This window comes from Cellvibrio sp. ARAG 10.3, assembly GCF_051846955.1.
GTDB lineage: Bacteria > Pseudomonadota > Gammaproteobacteria > Pseudomonadales > Cellvibrionaceae > Cellvibrio.
Genome location: NZ_JBPYCU010000024.1, coordinates 34,526 through 55,897, shown reverse-complemented (window position 1 = coordinate 55,897; position 21,372 = coordinate 34,526). Strand labels below are relative to the sequence as shown.

General features: G+C 52.4%; 21 protein-coding genes. 7 read left to right on the top strand and 14 right to left on the bottom strand.

Translation table 11 applies throughout. From position 1 onward, the window contains the following. Positions 1-181 precede the first annotated feature (181 nt). From ACSV5M_RS20200 to ACSV5M_RS20175, 6 genes are all read right to left on the bottom strand, one after another. The gene (locus tag ACSV5M_RS20200; protein ID WP_439178523.1) at positions 182-2,452 is read right to left on the bottom strand and encodes a YgiQ family radical SAM protein; all 2,271 of its coding nucleotides are present in this window, start codon (positions 2,450-2,452) and stop codon (positions 182-184) included. 244 nt (positions 2,453-2,696) lie between these two features. After that, complete coding sequence (locus ACSV5M_RS20195) at positions 2,697-3,809, bottom strand: glycoside hydrolase family 5 protein (RefSeq protein ID WP_439178519.1); 1,113 nt, start codon at positions 3,807-3,809, stop codon at positions 2,697-2,699. Positions 3,810-3,950: 141 nt separating this feature from the next. Next, positions 3,951-4,382: a hypothetical protein gene (locus ACSV5M_RS20190; protein ID WP_439178516.1), complete on the bottom strand. Its 432-nt coding sequence runs from the start codon at positions 4,380-4,382 to the stop codon at positions 3,951-3,953. A gap of 10 nt (positions 4,383-4,392) precedes the next feature. Further along, positions 4,393-4,887 (bottom strand): hypothetical protein, encoded by a 495-nt coding sequence (locus ACSV5M_RS20185; protein WP_439178513.1) that lies wholly within the window; start codon positions 4,885-4,887, stop codon positions 4,393-4,395. 108 nt (positions 4,888-4,995) lie between these two features. After that, a complete protein-coding gene (locus ACSV5M_RS20180) occupies positions 4,996-5,406 on the bottom strand; it encodes a phosphate-starvation-inducible PsiE family protein (RefSeq protein ID WP_439178511.1) in 411 nt (136 codons plus the stop codon). 120 nt (positions 5,407-5,526) lie between these two features. Continuing rightward, positions 5,527-6,462: a sodium-dependent bicarbonate transport family permease gene (locus tag ACSV5M_RS20175; RefSeq protein WP_439178509.1), complete on the bottom strand. Its 936-nt coding sequence runs from the start codon at positions 6,460-6,462 to the stop codon at positions 5,527-5,529. Positions 6,463-6,579: 117 nt separating this feature from the next. Between ACSV5M_RS20175 and ACSV5M_RS20170 the strand changes: the two genes are divergently transcribed. Next, the gene (locus ACSV5M_RS20170) at positions 6,580-7,524 is read left to right on the top strand and encodes a LysR family transcriptional regulator (RefSeq protein WP_439178506.1); all 945 of its coding nucleotides are present in this window, start codon (positions 6,580-6,582) and stop codon (positions 7,522-7,524) included. Positions 7,525-7,557: 33 nt separating this feature from the next. Here ACSV5M_RS20170 and ACSV5M_RS20165 read toward each other — a convergent pair whose 3' ends face one another. Beyond that, positions 7,558-11,025, bottom strand: a complete 3,468-nt coding sequence (locus ACSV5M_RS20165) for an acyl-[ACP]--phospholipid O-acyltransferase (RefSeq protein WP_439178504.1) — start codon at positions 11,023-11,025, stop codon at positions 7,558-7,560. 137 nt (positions 11,026-11,162) lie between these two features. Here ACSV5M_RS20165 and ACSV5M_RS20160 point away from each other — a divergent pair, with 137 nt between their 5' ends. Both ACSV5M_RS20160 and ACSV5M_RS20155 read left to right on the top strand, forming a co-directional pair. Next, on the top strand, positions 11,163-11,897 hold the full coding sequence (locus tag ACSV5M_RS20160) for a helix-turn-helix domain-containing protein (RefSeq protein WP_439178502.1): 735 nt from the start codon (positions 11,163-11,165) through the stop codon (positions 11,895-11,897). A gap of 37 nt (positions 11,898-11,934) precedes the next feature. Beyond that, entirely contained in the window at positions 11,935-12,429 is a 495-nt protein-coding gene (locus ACSV5M_RS20155) for a DUF4870 domain-containing protein (RefSeq protein WP_439178500.1), read from the top strand. A 201-nt stretch (positions 12,430-12,630) separates the two neighbouring features. Here ACSV5M_RS20155 and ACSV5M_RS20150 read toward each other — a convergent pair whose 3' ends face one another. From ACSV5M_RS20150 to ACSV5M_RS20130, 5 genes are all read right to left on the bottom strand, one after another. After that, the gene (locus ACSV5M_RS20150; RefSeq protein ID WP_439178498.1) at positions 12,631-13,695 is read right to left on the bottom strand and encodes a prenyltransferase; all 1,065 of its coding nucleotides are present in this window, start codon (positions 13,693-13,695) and stop codon (positions 12,631-12,633) included. After that, the gene (locus ACSV5M_RS20145; RefSeq protein WP_439178496.1) at positions 13,692-14,423 is read right to left on the bottom strand and encodes a class I SAM-dependent methyltransferase; all 732 of its coding nucleotides are present in this window, start codon (positions 14,421-14,423) and stop codon (positions 13,692-13,694) included. Before ACSV5M_RS20145 ends, ACSV5M_RS20150 begins: the two co-directional genes overlap by 4 nt. Beyond that, the gene (locus ACSV5M_RS20140; RefSeq protein ID WP_439178494.1) at positions 14,410-15,786 is read right to left on the bottom strand and encodes a glycosyltransferase family 4 protein; all 1,377 of its coding nucleotides are present in this window, start codon (positions 15,784-15,786) and stop codon (positions 14,410-14,412) included. Before ACSV5M_RS20140 ends, ACSV5M_RS20145 begins: the two co-directional genes overlap by 14 nt. Before the next feature lie 113 nt (positions 15,787-15,899). Further along, positions 15,900-16,025 (bottom strand): hypothetical protein, encoded by a 126-nt coding sequence (locus ACSV5M_RS20135; RefSeq protein ID WP_439178493.1) that lies wholly within the window; start codon positions 16,023-16,025, stop codon positions 15,900-15,902. 162 nt (positions 16,026-16,187) lie between these two features. After that, complete coding sequence (locus ACSV5M_RS20130) at positions 16,188-16,820, bottom strand: hypothetical protein (protein WP_439178491.1); 633 nt, start codon at positions 16,818-16,820, stop codon at positions 16,188-16,190. A gap of 204 nt (positions 16,821-17,024) precedes the next feature. Here ACSV5M_RS20130 and hisB point away from each other — a divergent pair, with 204 nt between their 5' ends. The 4 genes from hisB to hisF all read left to right on the top strand — a co-directional run bounded on the left by hisB (position 17,025) and on the right by hisF (position 20,038). Further along, positions 17,025-17,618 carry an imidazoleglycerol-phosphate dehydratase HisB gene (gene hisB / locus ACSV5M_RS20125; protein WP_087467689.1) on the top strand — a complete coding sequence of 198 codons (594 nt, stop codon included), beginning with the start codon at positions 17,025-17,027 and terminating at the stop codon, positions 17,616-17,618. 90 nt (positions 17,619-17,708) lie between these two features. Next, positions 17,709-18,353 carry an imidazole glycerol phosphate synthase subunit HisH gene (gene hisH / locus ACSV5M_RS20120; RefSeq protein WP_439178488.1) on the top strand — a complete coding sequence of 215 codons (645 nt, stop codon included), beginning with the start codon at positions 17,709-17,711 and terminating at the stop codon, positions 18,351-18,353. A 155-nt stretch (positions 18,354-18,508) separates the two neighbouring features. After that, the gene (hisA, locus tag ACSV5M_RS20115) at positions 18,509-19,240 is read left to right on the top strand and encodes a 1-(5-phosphoribosyl)-5-[(5-phosphoribosylamino)methylideneamino]imidazole-4-carboxamide isomerase (protein ID WP_439178486.1); all 732 of its coding nucleotides are present in this window, start codon (positions 18,509-18,511) and stop codon (positions 19,238-19,240) included. A gap of 24 nt (positions 19,241-19,264) precedes the next feature. Further along, on the top strand, positions 19,265-20,038 hold the full coding sequence (gene hisF / locus ACSV5M_RS20110) for an imidazole glycerol phosphate synthase subunit HisF (protein WP_439178484.1): 774 nt from the start codon (positions 19,265-19,267) through the stop codon (positions 20,036-20,038). Positions 20,039-20,117: 79 nt separating this feature from the next. Here hisF and ACSV5M_RS20105 read toward each other — a convergent pair whose 3' ends face one another. After that, positions 20,118-20,336, bottom strand: a complete 219-nt coding sequence (locus ACSV5M_RS20105; RefSeq protein WP_439178482.1) for a DUF6316 family protein — start codon at positions 20,334-20,336, stop codon at positions 20,118-20,120. Between the two features lie 177 nt (positions 20,337-20,513). Next, positions 20,514-21,365, bottom strand: coding sequence for a divergent polysaccharide deacetylase family protein (locus tag ACSV5M_RS20100; protein WP_439178481.1), 852 nt, complete (start codon positions 21,363-21,365; stop codon positions 20,514-20,516). Positions 21,366-21,372: the final 7 nt, after the last annotated feature.

Sequence of the window (21,372 nt, the reverse complement as noted above, 5' to 3'; positions counted from 1 at the left end):
ACGCATTCACCCGGCTCGGGTGTTGAAGTTGGTAGCTAATCAACTTCTTCAGAGAGATACAAGGTCGGATTAGCGCAAGCGTAATCCGACACCCTTCTTGCAATTTCCGCAGCACAATTATTCGGCGAGTTTTCTTGTCGGATTGCGACGCCTTTTCAGGCGTCTAATCCGACCTACGGGGTTATTTTTTGGAGGGTTTGGGTTTAGCAAATTTTGTGGTGGGTTTGCTCTTTGCTGTGAAGCCCGCATTAAATTTTTTGGCACTTTCAAATTTATCGCCAAACGCTTTTGCGGCTTTATGCGGCTTGGATTTTCCGCGCGGATTGGCACGCGCACCGCTATTCGGTGCTGCGTGCTCAGCGGGAATCAATGCACCGGCACCGGACCCGATTAAATTTCCCTTGCGCATTTTTACCAACAGCTCGCGAATCACCGGCCAGTTCGCCGGGTCGTGATAACGCAACAGGGCTTTGTGCAAGCGGCGCTGATCCAATCCACGTGGAATGCTAATTTTTTTACTCTTATATGTCAGTTTTTTCAGCGGATTGCGTTCTGACACATACATCGCCGTGGCCAGCGACATGGGCGATGGATAAAACGTCTGCACCTGATCCACTTCAAAATTGTTCTTCTTCAACCACAGCGCCATGTTAAGCATGTCTTCATCGGTGGTGCCGGGGTGCGCCGCAATAAAATAGGGAATCAGAAACTGCTCTTTACCCGCTTCCTTGGAAAATTTATCGAACAGCCGTTTGAATTCGTAGTAGCTGCTCATCTTGGGTTTCATCATCTGCGCCAGCGGACCTTCTTCGGTATGCTCCGGCGCAATCTTTAGATAACCGCCCACATGATGGGTCACTAATTCCTTCACGTATTCCGGGTCCTGCACCGCCAGGTCGTAACGCAAACCGGAGGCAATGGAAACCCGTTTCACACCTTTGATCTGCCGCGCGGCGCGATACAGCGCTGTTGTGTGTTTGTGATCAGTGGTTAAATTTTTACAAATTGTCGGATACACGCAGGACAACCGCCGGCACTTGCTTAGCGTCGGCATATCCTTGCACGTCAGGCGATACATATTGGCGGTAGGCCCGCCGAGGTCAGAGATATGTCCGGTAAAGCCCGGCACTTTTTCGCGAATGTCTTCGATCTCACGCAGGATGGATTCCTGCGAACGGCTCTGGATAATGCGGCCTTCGTGTTCGGTAATCGAGCAAAACGTACAGCCGCCAAAACAGCCGCGCATGATATTCACCGAGGTTTTAATCATGTCGTACGCAGGAATTTTTTGCTTGCCATAGGCGGGGTGCGGCACACGCTGATAAGGCAAATCAAATACGCCGTCCAACTCGTCGGTTTCCAGCGGGATCGGCGGCGGGTTGACCCAGATTTCACGGTTCTCATGTTTTTGAATCAAGGGCCGCGCATTAAAAGGATTGGCTTCCTGATGCAGCACGCGCGACGCGTGTGCGTAAAGCACGGGATCTTTGCGCACCTTATCGAAGGATGGCAGGCGGACATACACCTTCTCATCATCAGGGATTTCGCTGCGATTTTGCAGCGGCATGGGGATAATGCGAATCGGTTGTGGTTCGTCGGGATTAATGCCGGACATTTCACCCTGTGCAGGGCAGCCCTGGGTCGTCAGCGCATTATCAGGATTTAATTGCGCGATCTGCGCTGCCATGGTTTCCGGGTCCAGCTGACGCAAGCCGACCTGCGAATTATTGATATCAGTTTGCGCCGCATCCACAACAGATTTGCTGTTGTGTTGGTACTCGTAAGGATTGGGTAACTTATCAATATTGCCCGGCCAATCGATGCGTGAAGAATCGATCTCCGTCCAACCACCCGGCGCCTCTTTTTTGATAACGACGGTGCCGCGAATACTGTCCAGTTCTTTAATATTTTTGCCCGCGGCGAGTTCATGGGCAATTTCCGCGATGGCCCGCTCGGCATTGCCGTACAACAGAATATCCGCCGTCGCATCGATCAAAACCGAGCGGCGCACTTCGTTGCTCCAGTAATCGTATTGCGCAATGCGGCGTAGGCTGGCTTCGATACCGCCGAGCACAATGGGTACATCTTTATAAGCTTCCTTGCAGCGTTGGCTGTACACCGTAACGGCACGATCCGGGCGCTTGCCGCCCTGGCCGCCGGGTGTGTAAGCATCATCCGAGCGCAGCCGCAAATCGGCGGTGTAGCGGTTGATCATGGAATCCATATTGCCGGCGCTGACACCGAAAAACAGGTTGGGTTTGCCAAGGACTTTAAAGGGTTCTGCGCTGCGCCAGTCGGGCTGCGCAATGATACCGACGCGAAAACCCTGGGATTCGAGGAAACGCCCGATCACCGCCATACCGAAACTGGGATGGTCCACATAGGCATCGCCACACACGATGATGATGTCGCAGCTATCCCAGCCCAAGGTGTCCATCTCGGCGCGGGACATTGGCAAGAATGGCGCCGGCTGATAGGTGGCGCCAGCCGGGCGTGTATAAGAAAAGAGATTTTTGGCAAAGCTATTCATAAGAACCCGGGAATTAACGACAGGGCCGCCGTTGCAGCCCCGAAAAATTGCCCGCTATTGTCTCAGAATAGCCCACCAGTAAACAGCACTAAAAATAACCAATTACCGCTTCGCTCCCCACCCGTAGGTCGGATTAGCCAAAGGCGTAATTCGACAAACCGCTAGATCATTTGCCCGCCTTTTCCTGCATCACCTTCTTGAAAAACGCCCCCTGCTCCGACGGTGTAAACGACCAGTCATTGATCATGGTCGGCGACCACTGCGGATCAAACACCCAGGCCGTCCAGGAGATGCCGCGCGTTTCCATAAACTCGATAATCTGCGGGCCATAACTGCCGTCGTTTTTCACCGGTACGTGCGCACCGTAACCATCCGGTTGCACCCAGCCCAACTCCGTGCAAATTAACGGATATTTTTTGCTGGCGAAGCCCCATTTCGCATCCCAGGCTTTAAAGAAATTTTCCTTCGTCGGTGGGGTGGGCTGTTCCTTTTGCGGATAAGGGTGGGATGCATAAGCCACGCCTGGACGATCAATCGGCGCATCGGCAACCGGTGTCAGGTCATAGGCCCAGTTAAAACCGGCCACCAGCGGAATAACATCCTTATCGATGGCATAGATAATATCGATCATCTGCTCATTCAGCGCCTTCCACTCCGCCCATTCCGCTTTGCCCCATGGATCCTGCAAGGTCGTCGGCTCATTAAATAATTCATACACCGCTATGGTGGGCACGCCCTGATAACGGTAGGCAATGTCGTGCCAGAAGCGGAAAGTTTCCTGCTTGTCGGTGTAATACATTGGGTGCTGGTAATTGCCGGAGGCGAGGAAACCGATGGAGTGCCAATCGAGGATCAGATACTGCTGGTGTTGGTTCGCCCAGATCACCGCCTGGTCGATCAGCTTGAGATATTCATCCTGCCCGCGCTCGCGCCAGGCGCGCGGATGAATCGGCAAGCGCACGGTATTGGCTCCCCAGTTTTTTAACTCCGCAAACAGACTGGCTTTCCATTGTTTATCTTTCACCAACTTATCCGGATCGGCCACGCTTACGCCGCGAAACACAAACACCTTACCTTGCGCATCGACAAATTGATGGCCCTTCACGCGAATAATATCCTGCTTGTTTCTCAGCTGACTTACGTCAAAGCGCCCGACTTTTTCATACGTCTTGCGATCACTGGACACCGGATCTTCCGCCTGCGCAAACACCTGCACAGCCAACATCACGCCGAATACGGCGAGTAAATTTTTAATAGATAAAAATGAACGGGAACACATGCACTTTCTCCTCGCGAATTGTTATTGGTATAAGGGCTGGAGTGTAGGAGTTCAGCAGCGAAGCTGCACTGTGACTTACATTTTTTAACGAACCTGGCTGGTATGCCGCCAGGTTCGCTATATTGGCGAGGGAATTTGAGGCTATTCCTTTGAGCACTCAGGGGGTTGCAAGGTGTCTGAGATACGCACAGAACAGTTGACCATGGCTGCATCCTCGTCTGAAAAATAGTAATCCAGCTTGATCTGAATACTGTTGTTCTCGATGGTGATACCTTCAACAAAGACGCCGGACGAATCTGAAAAGCGTCGTTTTTTCCCATCCAACTGAATGCTATCGATAGCGATACTGTCTATCAACGATACCGCTGGAACAGACAATAGCTCCAGATTAATCTGTGGAAGCAGCTCCATATTATGTTGAATAACCCTTACCAAGTGGTCGCCCACGCGGTGCGTTTCAACATGATCTACCGAAAGTGGAATAACAGGTTGTTTGTTTGCTGTGTCGGCTGAACAAGAAATACAGCAAGAAAATAAGAAAATGAATGCGGATAGCCTGGGTAGTTTCTTCATGATATTGGCTCTATTTCGAAGCGGGCGAGGGTGCTTTGTCAATAAAAGAAACCCTGCGTTTGAATCTATCGCTGGGTACGTTTTTCCAGTGGCTTTCGTCTTTGATTTTTTTCTTAAAGGTGACGATATCATTGTCAGCCACACTCTTCTGTATGATCTGTCTTGCTGAAGAGGTATAGTCACCACGAAACTTTAAATCAATTAATATATCTTTGATATAGGAATTTAGTTTATCCCAGTCAGTTTTTCCGTAAAGCTTTTCTACATCCTTCTTTTCACAGATTCGTTTAACCTCTTGGCTTTCATGGTTATAACTTATCTTGAACAATTTCTTTTGCGTGTCAGGGGTTATCTGAAAATCCAGTAAATCGTTATTGATCACAAAATCCTCTGCGCCTTTGCCAAACTTTCCTGCAGCTTTTACCAGTATATCAATATACGCTTTATCTACTGTGGCGGAAGTTAAATTTTCGCGAACTGTTTTCTCAGTTTCTTCTGAGATCATGTCCTCGTCCAATATTAATGCCGGATGCTTCTCTAGCAGTGTGTAGCTGCCAATGAATGTAAATCTTATCAAATCAACTTTTGGCGATCCTGACTGAGGCGATCACCGTTATTTGTCATGCTTTTGTGAGACAACGACGATGTAGTAATAACCAATCGACAGCGCCAGGATTACAGCACCGGTTGCATACACATAGTTGTAGTCCATTTCATTGTAGTCAAACACAATGACCTTTCGTGCGGCAGCCATCAGCGCCGTTGCAAGAACAATCTCTACGGCCAAACGGGAGTTGTGGTTCTCCTGCACGTAGAGCACCAGGTTATGGTAGATCTCAATGGCGATGAGCACGGCCATAAATGCACCGAAGGTTGCCAGGATATCGTTGATCTCAAGCAACAAAAAAGGTGGCTCTTTGAGTCGTTGGTAAAGCACATAAACAATATCGGCAACGCCCCAGATAATCACAAACACCATGATGATCGCTGTAATTTTGGCAACGTAGCGGATGATCAAACTCATGGTTCTGGTCAGCCTGGAATCTTCCCCGTGCATATTGATGCCCCTTTCAGCAAATGTTGCAGTGATTAAAAAATCAATCCGGAAACGTCACTCAATTGCCTGCATAACGCAGTCGTAAATTTAGCCGGTGACCCACACCAGCATTTCGTAATACAGCGGTATACCTATCAATACATTAAAGGGAAAAGTGATACCCAACGAGGCAAAGATGGCGATGCCTACATCGGCTTCTTTTATTGCGCTGCGTATCGCGGCGGGCGCTGCAATGTAGGAAGCACTCGCAACCAGTGAGCTAAGGATAAGTGTGGTGCCCAGCGGCATGTCGAGAAGCACACCCACAGCCAGACCCAACATGGCCAGAAAGACAGGCGCAATAAGCGCAAAACTGATGAGGCGCCAGTGGTGAAGAGGCAAGGGGTACAGGTGCTTGGAGGCGCACAGGCCCATCTCCAGCAAAAACAGGGCGAGCAGTGCTTTGAAAGCGCCAAGAAACAGTGGAGCGATATCGGCGCTGCCCTGCGGGCCGTAGCTATAGCCGATCAACACGCCACCGGCTAGCAACAGCACACCCCGGCTCGTCAGTGCTTCATGCCATACGGCTGCCGCACTGCCTTCGCCACCGCGAATACGTTGATAGAGCATGATGGCTACGACAATCGCAGGCAGCTCCAGAAGAACCAGGTAAAGCGTGGTCTGCGGGGAGATGGTCAGCCCCTGGCTTTCTGCAAATGCCAGGGCCACCGCAAATGTGCCGGCGCTGGCTGAACCATAGTGCGCCGCCACACCTGCGCTGTTGGCCTCGCTGAGTTTTACTGCCTTGCGCAGTAGCGGATAAAGCGCGAGCGGAATTGCAGCGCCTATCAAAATGACCACGACCGCTTCTGCGGCTAACTCCCAGCTTACCTGCCCGTGCAATGCCAGTCCGCCCTTGATGCCCAAGGTCAGCATCAACAGAATGCTGAGCGTGTCATAGGCCGCTTTCGGCACCACAAGATCTGATTTTGCCAGCCCGGCAAGAATACCTAACAGGAAAAACGCAACCACAATATCCGGCATAACCATCCCCTATGAGCCCTTATTTCATCGTGGCGGCAGTATGAAGACCTCATTTAATAAAAGATAATTAATGTCTATGATGGTAAGTATTTATAATTATCTATATAGGAGCGGCGCATGAATGTTCGCCATCTGACCTTTCGCTTGCTACAGGTTTATGTTGCCGTTATCCGGACGGGCTCCATATCCCAGGCGGCGGTGGATTTACACCTGACCCAACCGACCGTTTCCCTCCAGATAAAACGGTTAACCGAAGCCGTGGGTCATCCGCTGCTTGAGAACCGGGAAGGTTTGTACAAGCCAACCCTGGTGGGGAAGGAGCTATACCGCGCGGCATTGGATGCGCTGACCCGTTTTGATGACTTCAAGCTTTTTCTCAATGATGCGGAGCAGGGCAACCGAGGGCATTTCAGTCTGGGGATTGTCACGACGGCCAAATATGTTGTGCCGCGTTTGCTCAGTCCTTATGCGCAACAATACCCGGGTGTGGACGTCACACTGAATATCGGAAACCGTGAGACGATTCTTAAACGGTTTGATAATCAGCTGGATGATTTGTATCTGTTCAGCCACCCGCCCACAGGCAACAACGTGATGAGCGGGAGGTTTTTGCGTAATCCGCTGGTGATGATTGCCCCTGTGAATCACTGGGCCGCACGGCGTGACGAGGTGGATATTGCGGAGTTGATCAACGAACGTTTTTTAATGCGCGAACCCGGTAGCGCAACGCGCATGGTGACCGAGACCTGGCTGCGTGACCACAATATCCAGCTGACAAAAACCCTGCAAATTGAAAGCAATGAAGCGATTCGCCTGAGCGTGGAAACAGGCCTGGGTCTGGCGGTTCTTTCTGAACATACTTTGGCGCAGGCTAACGCAAACCTGGCCGTTGTGAATGTAAAAGGGTTTCCGTTGCTCAGTCATTGGTATGTCGTAAGGAGCGGTGATAAACGTCTTCCTGCGGCGGCAAACCAGTTCCTGAAATTCATGAATGACCATTTAAATGAGTGGGTGGAAGAAAAGTATGTTCAGAATGAGATTGCAAAGCTGATCTTGTCATAACGCTAACCGGTCCCTACCGATTAGCGTCAAGGCTTACGCCAGTAATTGCTGTAACAGCGCTTTGTAATCCATCTTTCCGGTGCCGAGTTTTGGCAACTCTGGCATCACCTGAATCTCTGCCGGTAGCATCAAACTTTCCATGCCGCCGCTAAGCAGTTGTTGACGCAGTTCAGCAGGCGTTGTGTCGGTAGAGTTGCCGGCGACGCACAGAATAATGCGCTCCCCTTTTTTCTCATCGCTCAACGCAACGGCGGCTAATTCAATCTCGGGGTTATCGAAGATATCCCGCGCTTTCTCTTCCACAGCGCCGAGGCTGATCATCTCGCCGCCGATCTTGGCGAAGCGTGAATAGCGGTCAACGATAGTGAGAAAACCGTCTTCATCCAGATGGCCTTTGTCACCGGTTTTGTACCAGCGGCGATTGTCGAGGGTGACAATGGCTTGCGCGGTTTTCTCTGCGTCGTTCAGGTAGCCGAGCATGAGCTGGGTGCCGGATACTAGGATCAATCCATCTTCACCTTGCGGTAATGTGTCGAGGGTATCGGGATCGACAATGCGAATACTGCTACCCGGTAAAGGCATGCCGACGGTGCCGGGCTGATTGCCTTTTTGCAGTTTCCAGTACACCGTATCCAGCATATCGGGAATGTTAACGCTGATAACCGGTGTGGTTTCAGTAGTGCCGTAGCCTTCAAAGATTTTTTTATTGAACTTCATTTCAAATTCACTGCGCACCCGCTCCTGCAATTTTTCAGCACCGGCAACGACGATGCGCAGCGAGTCGAGCATCAGCGGCTCAACTTTACTGTTGCGTGTGTACAAACGCAGGAAGGTGGCAGTACCGCATAAAACAGTGGCGCGGTAGCGGGCTATGGCTTTGGCGATACCGACAACGTCGGTTGGATCAGGGTGGCAAACTACGGGAATACCTTCGAGCATGGGCATCATGGTGGTGACCGTTAAACCAAACGAATGAAACGGCGGCAAGGAATTCATAAATACGTCGTGCTTGCGCGTATCCAGCACATCGCTGATCTGTTTGCAGTTGGCAATGATATTGCGGTGGCTCAACACGATACCTTTGGGTGTGCCTTCGCTGCCGCTACTGAATAAAATCGCAGCGGGGTCATCCAGTTGGCGTTGTCTGCCCAATAGCCAATAAATGACGTTGGCGGGTAACAATGAGAACAACATAGCGCGCAGCAAATCCCCTTTGCTTAACGCAGCTTTTACGTCTTCAAGAAAAATAATTTGCGCATCAGCCAACATGGTTTCTATCGCGATGCCGCGTTGTTCCAACTTGGCCATAAAGCGACGCGAGGTAAACACGGTCCTGATAGCGGCGGTACGCAAGCTCGCTTGTACCGCGGTGACGCTGCTGGTGTAGTTGATGTTCACGGTGGTTTGTCCGTTCAATAACACCGCCATATTGCTGATCAGGCTCGCGCTGGAGGCTGGCAATACCAGGCCGACATTGTCGTCGCCGGTGTAGCGGCGCATGGCTTTGGCAAAAGCCAGGGTTGCGGCGAGGGTACGGCCGTAACTGAAGGTCGTGCCTTCGCCATCCACCATAAAATGTTGGAAGCGATTGCGCTTGGCTGTCTTCAGCCAGGTTAAGGCTAGCGGGTCCAGATTGTGGGTGTGTTCTTCCCAGGCATCGACAGAAAGCTCGAATACTTTTTGCTTGAGCTCTGCTGTTTTGGTGGTGAGAGGCAAGGGTTTACCAAAGGCGACAATAATGTCGCGGCGGTTGCCGAGGCTGCGATCCAGTAACGAGGTTTCATCGCGCAACTTTCCAGCTGAACGCGAAAACGCACTGCCCCATAAACCGCGCAAATAGAATGGCACGATCACCGCATTCTCCACGCCTTCTGTCGTGCGTTCGTAGCCGGAGTGGAATTTACCTAAATGACCATTGCGGCTGATGGCGCCTTCGGGAAATAAACACACGACTTCGCCGTTGCGCAACAATTCATTAATACGCGTAAGCGCTTCTTTGCTGTTGCCGGAGGAAATCGGAATCATGCCCAAACGGCTCAGCAAGGGTTTCAGGTACCAGCGGTTATAAATCTCCCGTTGCATGACAAAACGCACCGGCCGTGGACACGCGATTTGTACCAGCGCCCAGTCAATCCAGCTGATGTGATTGCCCAGCAGTAACACCCCGCCGCGCGCCGGTAAATGATCAAAATGCAACACATCAATGCGATAGCGGTGTTTGAACAGCAAGCTCACCAGAAAACGCACAAACGAATGGGGTAACTGTTTTACCGTGTAGCCGGTACCGATGACCGCCACGACTGTTAGTAACCCGAGCAGCATCGCGCTGTTAAAACCGAAATACGCAAAGGCAACGGTAAGGCCCAGGAAGCTGAGCATGGTGACATTCTGCACCCAATTATTACCGGCTAATACTGTACCCAGTTCCTGCTCCTTGGCGTGATATTGAATCAACGCGTTGAGTGGAATCATAAACAAGCCGCCCATCATCCCCAGCACCGTAAAATTAAAAGCCAGGGCGGTATAGGAATCGAGTGTAGGCAGAAGTGCCAGGGTAATGGCGATGCCCAGGGCGCCGAGCGGAATAAGCCCGGTTTCGATATGTTTTTGCGAGAAACGGCCAGCGAGGATTGCGCCGATCATAATGCCTAACCCGCTACAGGCAAGCAGCCCTTGAATCACCAGCGTGTTGGTTTCGGCCAGGCGTGTTTCAGCAAAATCAGGAAAGGCGGCAAGCAAAACTTGTGAGATGGCCCAGAAGGTAGAAAGCCCGACAATAGACAACCAGATTACCGGGCGACCGCGCAGCGCGCGCAGGTTTTGTTGCAGGTAATCCAGCTTCACGTAATGCGAAACCGAAAACGTTTTTTGCGCGTCGGGCCGTGATTGTTGTGGCAATCGGTAACTCAATACCAATTCAATGCTGGCCAACAACACCAGCAGCCAACCCAGCGGCGCAATGCGTTCCAATATGGCGGTGGTGTTAGCTGTGCTGCGCTCCAGCAGCAGAATTTCGAACAAGCCGGAAAACACAAAAGTGCCTAGCAAAATACCCACAATCGTAATGGCTTGTACCGCACCATTGGCATGGGCAAGACGTTCGGTACCGACCAGCTCTTTGATGTAGCCGTATTTTGCCGGGCTGTAGATGGCGCTCTGGATGGCGAGCAGAAATGTCAGACTGAACGCCGCCCAGAACCAGCCGGCGTAATAACAGGCGGTGATCATCAAAGTAATAGCAACACCGGCCCAGGCGCTGAAACGCATGACTTTATTCTTGGGAAAACGATCCGAGAAAAAACCGGCGGGCGAAAACAGCAGGATAAACGGCAGCAGGATCAGCGCATTGACAATCGCGGTGAGGATGATCTGCTGTTGGCCGTCATAGACTTTAAACACCGTGTTCTGAATAACGATCTTGTGGCCGAGATCCACAAAGGCGTTGAGGAAAACCACCAGCAAGTACGGGATAAATCCGCGAATCTTGACGAGCTGTGACATACATATTCCTTTTTATGAAGGTGTGGCATTGAGACAGCAGCACTCTGCCAGACTGTATTTTTATCTTCGACCTTTGCATTCCATGTTGCGCTGTATAGACTCAACGGTATCGTTTAATGATACCCCCGGAGTTTCTTATGGCTCAAGTCGACGCCCTGGTGGAGACCCTCAAGTCCGCCCTGAAATCCCACAACCTCAAATACCGCGATGTCGCCCAGGCGATGGAGCTATCGGAAGCTTCGATCAAACGCCTGTTCAGCAGCCGCACCTTCAGCCTGCAACAAATCCAGCAAGTATGCCTGATGATGGGGATGGAAATCTCCGACCTGGTGCAACTCATGGTGGAGCGGCAAGCGCGCTTGCAGGAGCTGAGTGAGGAGCAGGAAGAAGAAATTGTGCGCGACCCCGGTTTCCTGATCATCACCGTATGCGTGCTCAACCGTTGGACTTTGGAAGACATGCTGCGCCATTACACCTTCACCGAACACGAATGCGTGCAAAAACTCGCGCGCCTGGATCGGTTGAAGATCATTGAGTTATTGCCCAAAAACCGCATCAAATTATTGGTCGCGCCCAACTTCAGCTGGCGCAAGAACGGCCCCATTCAACGCTTCTTCCTCGACACCATAGAAAAAGAATTATTCCAGGCACAGTTCGATAAACCGGACCACCGGTTGGTGGTGTTGAACGGTATGTTATCGGCGCAATCCAATGGCGAATTACAGAAAAAAATTGAACGGCTGGCGCGCGAGTTCGATCAACTGAATAATGCCGACGCCGGTCTGGCGTTGCCCGAGCGGCAGGGTTACACTCTGGTGCTTGCCTTGCGCAACTGGCAATACGAACAGCTGTTTAAATACCGGCGGATGTAAACCGCTTACCGGTTCATCCCGACAACAAGGAGCCACTATGGATCTCGACAAGATAGAAAAACTGAATGAGTTAAAAGAGAAAGGGATTATTACCGAAGAAGAATTCCAGAAAGGCAAAGCCCAGGCATTGGAGGATAACAAGCCGACGCAGTCCCTGGACTTGGGTAACATGGATAGCCGCAGCTACAGCATGATCATGCATTTCTCCCAGTTCTGCTGTTTTGTTCTGCCAGTGCTCGGCTGGGTGGTTCCGCTGATTATGTGGCTGACCAAGAAGGATGATGACTATATTGATCAGCAGGGGCGGGTGATTTTTAACTGGATTATCAGTGCCTTTATCTACACCATCGGCTGTATCATCCTGATGGTGATTGTAGTGGGCGTATTTCTGTTGTTGGCCTTGGTTGTCTGCTCAATCATCTTTACGGTTATGGGCGCAATCAATGCGAAAGACGGCGTGATTCGCAATTATCCCATGGCGATTCGTTTTATGGCGGTTAACGAAACACCGAGAACACCTGTGACTAAGTAACTCACCTTAAATAACCAAGTTGCTGGCTTGTAAGACTAAAAATTGACGTTCGCACTATGTGAGTTTGGCGTTAGGGCAGGGGTTTCGAAACCTTCAATTCATGGATGAATTGAAGGAGCTACAGGGATGTATTCATGCGTTTTCGAAACCCCTGCCCTAATGCCAAACGGACTACAAGGTCCACGCTTGAAAAGTGGTTATTTATGCAAAAAAATTATTTTCAATTGTATTTGGAATCTCAATGGCTTGGGTAAACAAACGAGCCGCTCCAGTGTGTTCTATCAACGCATCCGCCGCCAATAAAATGGCCCCTGCCGTCCAAGTGGTTTTTTCCCTTGGCCAAATCACTTTGTCACGAAAGTTATAGCCCGTCCAATAACCCCCATCCTCATCCATAAACTGATGCAACCAACTGAATAAATGCAGCGCACGGGCGTGGTCGCCGGCGGCGAGTAACGCCAGGGTCAGCTCGCAGGATTCCGCTACGGTTACCCAGGGTTCGTCACTTACGCAGCGGCAACCGATATTGTTTTCAACAAATAAAACCCATTTTTTATCGATGCGTTGTTGTGCCGCTTTGCCGCTGATAACACCGGTGAGGATCGGGTAAAACCAGTCCATGGAGAAGCGCTCTTTACTTTTCCAGGTGCGGTCAAAACATTCCGGGTGTTCGCGCAGGGTTTTGCCCAGGCGGGTTTGTGCTTTACGCCAGGCCGGTTTGGCGATAACCAGAGTGTCGGCGATGGCATTGGCACAGTCGAGGCTTTTGTAGATAGACGCGCAGGCGGTAATCAACGCGTCTTTTTTGGGCGCGCCGTCTTCCGCTACGGCCCAATAGATTTCGCCGGTGGGCGATTGATAGCGCAGGACAAAATCAATGGCTCGTTCAACACAGGAAAAGAGTTCAACCAGAAACGCTTTGTCATCTGTGACCAGAAAATAATGCCAAAGCCCGGTAGCGATGTACGCGATAAAATTAGTTTCGCGATGATTGCGATCCACCGGCTGATCGGCGTAGTAATTGGCCCACCAACTGCCGTCCGGTAATTGTTCTTCAGCGAGCCAGCGATAGGCGCGTTGCGCTCGCGCATGTTCGCCGCCGATGGTGAGCCCCATGGCGGCTTCAATATGATCCCAGGGATCGGCTTTGCCGTTAGAGAACCAGGGGATACAGCCGTTGGGTAACTGGGTTTGCACAATGTAATTCACCGTGGGCCGCAATAGCGACTCGGGGAAAAATCCTTTGCTCAATAATAATTCGTTCACGATTTATTAGCCTTGTCTGTTGCGCCGTGCTGAAAGTACATCACCACACTTTTTCCCAACAGCGGGTTCAAACATTTTTCAAGGGTGCGGGTCAGCCAGGGGCGCTGCATCAAGTCCCACACCAGCAGGCGATGGTAGAGTTTTATCAGGCGCGAGTCATCCTGTTTGTCCCACCATAAACATTTCAGCCACCAGAAAGGCGAGTGCAAGGCGTGGGCCCAATGGCGGTGGAGAAATTGCATGTTGTGCGTTTCCACAACGCGGCGCAAGTGCGCCGCTTTAAAGATGCGGATATGCCCGCCTTCCACTTCATGGTAGGCGCGACTAAGTTGCCAACAAATTTTTTCCGGCCAGTAACGCGGCACGCTGATCGCCAGTAAACCCTTGGGCTTTAACACGCGGCGAATCTCGCGCAGCACGGCTTCGTAATCGTGAATATGTTCGAGCACTTCGCTGCAAATAATTTTGTCAAAACTGTGATCGGAAAAAGGCAGACGCGTGGCATCGGCTACCTGCAAGGCAAAATGTTTCTGCGGATTGTCCGGTTGTGAAAACGGTATAAAACGTTGGTGTGCGATGCGCAAATCATCGGGATTCAGATCGATGCCAATGGCCGTCACGTCGCCATGCAGGTAAGCATTGATCACATGCCGGCCTTCGCCGCAGCCGACGTCCAGCACTCGTTCACCGGGTAGCAACGGAAAGTATTTGAAATCAATCGTTAGCATAAACATCTGCCGTTGGCGGTGCGGAAACGGCGGCGGGTGTGTGCAACTCGCTGTTGGTGTGCTGGCCCAACATCTGGCGATAATAAGCGGTCATTTGCTGCGCTACGACGGACCAGCTTAATTGCTGCAGTATATGTTCACGCCCCCGTTGCCCCAGATGCTCGCGCTGTTCCGGGTGGCGTAGCAAGTGGTCGAGCGCCTGATATAAATCGTCTGTATCACCCGCTTTGACCAGATGCGCGGCCTTGCCTACCACTTCGGGTAAGGCGCCGCCATCGCTGCACACCAGGGGAATGCCACAGGCCATCGCCTCGCCCGCTGGTAAACCAAACCCTTCATAAAGTGATGGCACTACTGCAATACAGGAGGAGGCATAAAAGCTAACGATGTCTTCAACACGAATGCCGGAAATAAATTGCACACAGTCGCGCAAACCCAATTGATGCAATTCCCGTTCGGTCGCGCCGTCCGGTTTTAATTTACCAATCACTAACAAGGAAATCTGCGGGTATATATCGCGCAATCTTGCCAGAGCTCGCAACAATACTGACAGACCTTTTAACGGTTGATCAGAAGATGCGGTGGTCATTAATTGCCAGGGGTTGCGTTGGATTTCAGGTCGTGGTTTGAAAGTATCTACGTCAATGCCGTTAGGGATGACTTGAATCTTATGCAGTGGCCGGGCGAAAGCATCGGCGATGTCGCGCCGCGATTGTTCAGAGACAGTGATCACATGCCGCAGCTGCTGCACCACGTTTTTCTGCATCGGCAAAAAGTTATACCAGCGTTTGATCAGCCAGCGGTGACCGGGACTATTGGCGGATGCCAAGGCCAGCTCCAGATCGCGCGTAATCGGATGATGAACGGTAGCCACCACCGGCAATCCCTGCTGTTGCAATGTCAACAGGCCGTAACACAGGCTTTGGTTATCGTGGATGATGTCGTAGTGCGTTTGCTGTTGCCGGAAATAACGCACCAGACGTCGACCAAAGGTATAAGGCTCCGCAAAGCTGCCGCTGATCTTGCTCCACCATTCGTACACGTCGGTAAACGAACGCAAGTGATGCCAGCGCAAGGCGCGAAAAGGTTTTTCTACGGCATAGAGATCAAGGCTGGGTAAGCGGATTAATGTCACTCGACTATCGAGTTCGGGATAAGGCGGCCCGGAGATCACATCCACCTGATGCCCCAGGTCAACCAACGCCTTGCTCAGGTAATGCAGGTAAATACCCTGTCCGCCGACATGGGGATGGCTGCGATACCCCAGCAGACAGATACGCAGGCATTGGCTGCCGGAGGCAACAGCGGATGGTGCGGCCTGGATAGCGGGTGCCGCCGGGTGTGAAACAGGGTAATAGGACATAAATAACAGCAGCGTCCGTCAAAAAAGGGGCGCCGCTGAATGCGTATGCCCGTCAAAAGCGTGCGGGCATTATAGGTGTGCTGCTACAGACAGACCAGAGCGGTTACCAACCATCAATGGCGGTGCGATTGGTCCGGGTGAAGGTGGTTATCGATAGGGATGAGTAGCGCCCCACCCAATGCAAGCAGGGCCAAACTGCCGACTAAACAAACAATCGCAATGATACCGGCGATTTCCATGATGTCCTCCTGTTGATGACGTTTAACGTATTCTGGAGCGGTTGATCCCTGGGCATATTGATCGGGATCAACATTTGGACAGATGGATAATGGAAGGGTTTAAAGGTCTGCGTCCTTGCAGCGTATTCTTATGTCCATGAGCCTCCCCCGCAGGTCGCCCCGCTAGAAAGAAGATGACAGCTTGAGACGAAAGCCGTTATCGAGGTCACCGGTGAAATATTGATGGAATTGCAGGCCGATATCGAAATAGCCGAGTTTATGGCCCACGCCTAGTACGCCATAAAGCCCGCCATCGATATCGATATCTTCTGAATAACAGTTGCGGCAACTGCTGATGCTGCGTTCGGAAAAGAAGATGCCGCTCAGGCCGCCGCGCACCACAAAAAAGCTGCTGTTATTAGCGCCAAATTTATACTTGGGGCCGTATTCAATAAACGCCTGGCCGCCGGTGGCGTCGGAGCTTTCGTAGTATTCATCGCCCCACCAGTCTTCTACATACTGACTGAATTCGTCATTGTCGTTGTAGAGGATGATGCTCAGACCGAGCGACAAAGTCATCTCGCTGTCGCTGGTGTAATACTCAGCGGCACCACCAATCGCCGTAAAATAATCCTCAATACCTTGTTCAGCTGCTGCTTTATCATCGATATTGATGTGATCGACATGGGCCGACCAGCTCCAGCCACTGGTGGGACCATAAGTGCGGCTTTCATACACATCCTGGGCAAGAACGGGTGTGGCAGCAAACAGCAAGGGCAGGGAGGCAAGACGGACGAAACGGAACAGTGTAGGCATAGGGACTCCTTTGGCGCCTGTTATTGAACGGGATACTAGTGCGAGAAACCTGTACCCAAGCTTAACGGATTTTCGCTGATGCACGCAGGCAATCACACCGATTAAGCCGCCAGCGGTGAATTCAGCAGCGCTTATCTATATAATTCGCGCACATCTGTCGCGACACGCCGTCATCCGGTTGGTGTGCGCATGCTGGAGTCATTTATGTCTGACCGTATCGCCCAAGTTACCCGCAACACCCTCGAAACCAAAATCAGCGTCAGCCTCAATCTGGACGGCGCTGGCAAAGGGGTGTTCAACACCGGGGTCCCTTTCCTCGAACACATGATGGACCAGATCGCTCGCCACGGCATGATCGATCTGGACGTCACCTGCGACGGCGATACCCACATTGATGACCACCACTCGGTAGAAGACATCGGCATCACCATTGGCCAGGCCATTGCCAAAGCGGTGGGCGATAAAAAAGGCATCCGCCGCTACGGCCATGCCTATGTGCCGCTGGATGAAGCCTTATCGCGGGTGGTGATCGACTTCTCCGGTCGCCCGGGGCTGGTGATGCAAATACCCTTTACCCAAAAACGCATCGGCCAGTTCGATACTGAATTGTTCTGGGAATTCTTCCAGGGTTTCGTAAACCATGCCGGTGTTACCTTGCATGTCGACAACCTGCGCGGCCACAACGCGCACCACCAGATCGAAACGGTCTTTAAAGCCTTCGGTCGCGCCCTGCGCATGGCGCTCGAACTCGACCCGCGCATGGCCGGTATGATGCCCTCCACCAAAGGCACCCTGTAAGTAAAAGGCACCTTGTAAGTAAAGGAGCGCTGTAATTGAAAGTAAATCGGCAATTTTGCCGCGTTGAACCAGAATTTTTTGATTAAACCTATGACCAGACAAACAGTTGCCGTCATCGACTACGGCATGGGCAACCTCCACTCCGTTGCCAGCGCGCTCAGTCACGTCGCACCGGACACGCGCGTCATCGTCACCGACGACCCCACCCAGGTCGCCGACGCCCACCGCGTCATCTTCCCCGGCGTCGGCGCCATCCGCGACTGTATGGCCGAAATCAACCGCCTCGGCTTCGGCCAACTCCTGCGCGAACAAATCGCCACCGGCAAACCGGTACTCGGCATCTGCGTCGGCATGCAAGCGCTCATGGAATACAGCGAAGAAAACAACGGCGTAGCCTGCATCGGCATCCTGCCCGGCCAAGTCAAATTCTTCGGCGAACACCTGCAAGACGGCGTGCCCCTCAAAGTTCCCCACATGGGCTGGAACCAGGTCGAACAAAACCCCCACCCCCTGTGGGCCGACATTCCCCAATCCAGCCGGTTTTACTTTGTGCACTCATACTACGTGCACGCCCAGGACCGCCAACTGGTCGCCGCCACCTGCGACTACGGCGTACGTTTCGACGCCGCCCTGGCGCGCGACAACCTGTTCGCCGTGCAATTCCACCCGGAAAAAAGCCACACTGCCGGCCTGCAACTGTTAAAGAATTTTTTACATTGGGATGGCAAGGCCTGATGAAGAGCCAGCTAGAGGCGATGGGGATAGAGGCCTGAAACTATCGGAGACAGGGATGTCGACGATGAGCCTCCATGGATGGATTCACGGCGTGTTTCAGGCCTCTATCCCCATTGCCGACGCACCATCACCAAACCAAACGACGAGATAAATTCATGCTAATTATCCCCGCCATAGACTTAAAAGACGGCCAATGCGTCCGACTCCGCCAAGGCCTCATGGACGACTCCACCGTCTTCTCCGACGACCCCGTCGCCATGGCCAAACAATGGGTCGACCAAGGCTGCCGCCGCCTCCACCTCGTCGACCTCAACGGCGCCTTCGAAGGCAAACCCATCAACGGTAGCGTCGTCACCGCCATTGCCCAAGCCTACCCTACACTGCCGATCCAGATCGGCGGCGGCATTCGCAGCGCCGACACCATCGAACACTACCTCCAGGCTGGCGTGCAATACGTCATCATCGGCACCAAAGCCGTAAAAGAACCGCAATTCGTCACCGACATGTGCAAACAATTCCCCGGCCACATCATCGTCGGCCTCGACGCCAAAGACGGTTGGGTGGCGACCGATGGCTGGGCGGAAGTGTCCAATATCCAGGCCAGCGAACTGGCCAAACGCTTTGAACAGGATGGCGTAAGCAGCATTGTCTACACCGACATCGCCCGCGACGGCATGATGCAAGGTGTCAATGTACAGGCCACCGTGGCTATGGCCCAGGCGTCAAGCATTCCGGTAATCGCTTCCGGTGGCATTACCGACATGAACGACATCAAAGCGCTCAAAGCCGAGGCTCACAAAGGCATTTGCGGTGCGATTACCGGGCGTGCTATTTACGAAGGCACGCTCAATATGGCGGAAGCCCAAGCCTGGTGTGATGCCAATTAATTGAATATTTTTGACAGGTAAACCATGCCACTCGCCAAACGCATTATTCCCTGCCTCGATGTCGACAATGGTCGCGTCGTTAAAGGCGTGCAGTTTCTCGATATCCGCGATGCCGGCGACCCGGTAGAAATTGCCAAGCGCTACAACCAGGAAGGTGCCGACGAGATTACTTTCCTCGATATCACCGCCAGCCATCAGGAACGGGATACCACGGTTCACACGGTAGAAAAAATTGCCGGTGAAGTCTTTATTCCGCTCACGGTCGGCGGTGGTATTCGCACAGTGGACGATATCCGCCGCATGCTCAATGCCGGCGCTGATAAAGTCAGTATCAACTCCGCGGCGGTGTTCAATCCGGACTTTGTGAAAGCCGCATCGGATCGCTTCGGTGCGCAATGCATTGTCGTCGCCATTGATGCCAAGCGTGTAAGCGCTGAGGGTGAAACCCCGCGCTGGGAAATCTTCACGCACGGCGGGCGCAAGCCAACGGGGATTGATGCGGTGGAATGGGCGGCGCGCATGGCAGGTTACGGGGCGGGTGAAATCCTGTTAACCAGTATGGATCGCGATGGAACCAAAAATGGTTTTGATCTTGGTGTGACGCGCGCGATCAGCGATGCGGTACCAGTGCCGGTCATCGCCTCCGGCGGTGTTGGCAATCTGCAACATTTGGTGGATGGTGTTACCCAGGGGCGGGCAGACGCCGTGCTCGCGGCCAGTATTTTCCACTTCCGCGAATACACTGTTCCCCAGGCTAAAGCTTACATGCATGAACGGGGTATTGAAGTTCGCCTTTAAAAAAAGGATGACCATAAAAAAGGGCGCTTATTGAAGCGCCCTTTTTTATGTGGATTTGGAGTCTGTTGTCGTATGTGGATTACGCTGCGCGGTACTGTTTAAGTGCCGCCAAGACCTGTGGTTCCGATGCACAAATGAAATCAATGAATTCACCCACGCCCACTTCTGCATCCTCACGGCTGTCGAATGGGCCTATATCCACACCCTCGCGCGTGCTGTAGTACCAATAACCTTCTTTCTTCAAGAAGCGGCCACTACGGGCGGGGACTTTGCCGTTTTCGCCTGCTCGATTGTTCATAGTCTGGGTTCCTGTAGTTACTATTGGCTTGATACGACTGAATACACAGCCAGTTGTGGTAGCCATCCAAGGCCGTCCTTGATAATTAAGTTAGGTCTTTTAGCTAAAATCACCACTAAAAGATTATAAACCTGCGTCCCTGAAAATGGATATATCGAGTTGGTATGTCATCTCTTACTACTGATAACCAAATTCCACGACACCTTCGAGCAGGCTGTGGATGGTTACAGGTTTCGGTTGGGTGGATGGCTGCACCCACAATTTTGGAGGTGGGGCCAAGCAGGAGGTTCCGATTTTTGCCCCAAGCTGTGATGGCCTTGGCATTAAATCAGAAGCAAAAACCAGTTCGACGCCATGGCTCGCCAGCAGTGCGGGTGCCTGCTCCAATACGCTTAGCGTCTGTGGATAAGGATGACCGATAGCGACCGCGCTGCCGCGCCGCTTGGCCAGTTGTACGGCCTTCATCAGTTGCTCACGGATATGTTCCGGGGTGCGGATGTTGTCAAGAAACACATCTCGCTTTAGCGAAGGAACGCCATAGGCTTCGGCGACAGCCATAGCCTGACTGGCGGCACTGGTTCGGCTATCCACAAAATACAGGCCGCGGCGGACGAGTTCATCCATCACCCATCCCATCGGGCCTGGCTCCTGGGTAAGCTGGCTGCCCATATGATTGTTGACGCCCGCGAGATGCGGAATCTCAGCCAGATCAGCGCGCAGGGTAACCATAAACTCTTCATAGTCCATACCACTTTCCAGCCCACCCTTACCCAAGGGCATGTGCCGGGTATTGCTCATGGGCGCGTGCAGGATAATTTCCTTGCCCTGCGCGTGGGCACGCTGGGCCAGTTCGCGGGTATGGGGTGTGAAGGGCAGGACGGCGAGGGTAAAGGCGCCGTCCAGGTCGGCGGCGCGTCTGCCGAGGGGGCCGTTATAGCCAATGTCATCGATGATGATGGCGAGTCGGGCGGCAAAGACAGGCTGGGCGAGGCACCAGAGCGCGACAAGGATACCCAACCGCCAGTTCACGCGGGCA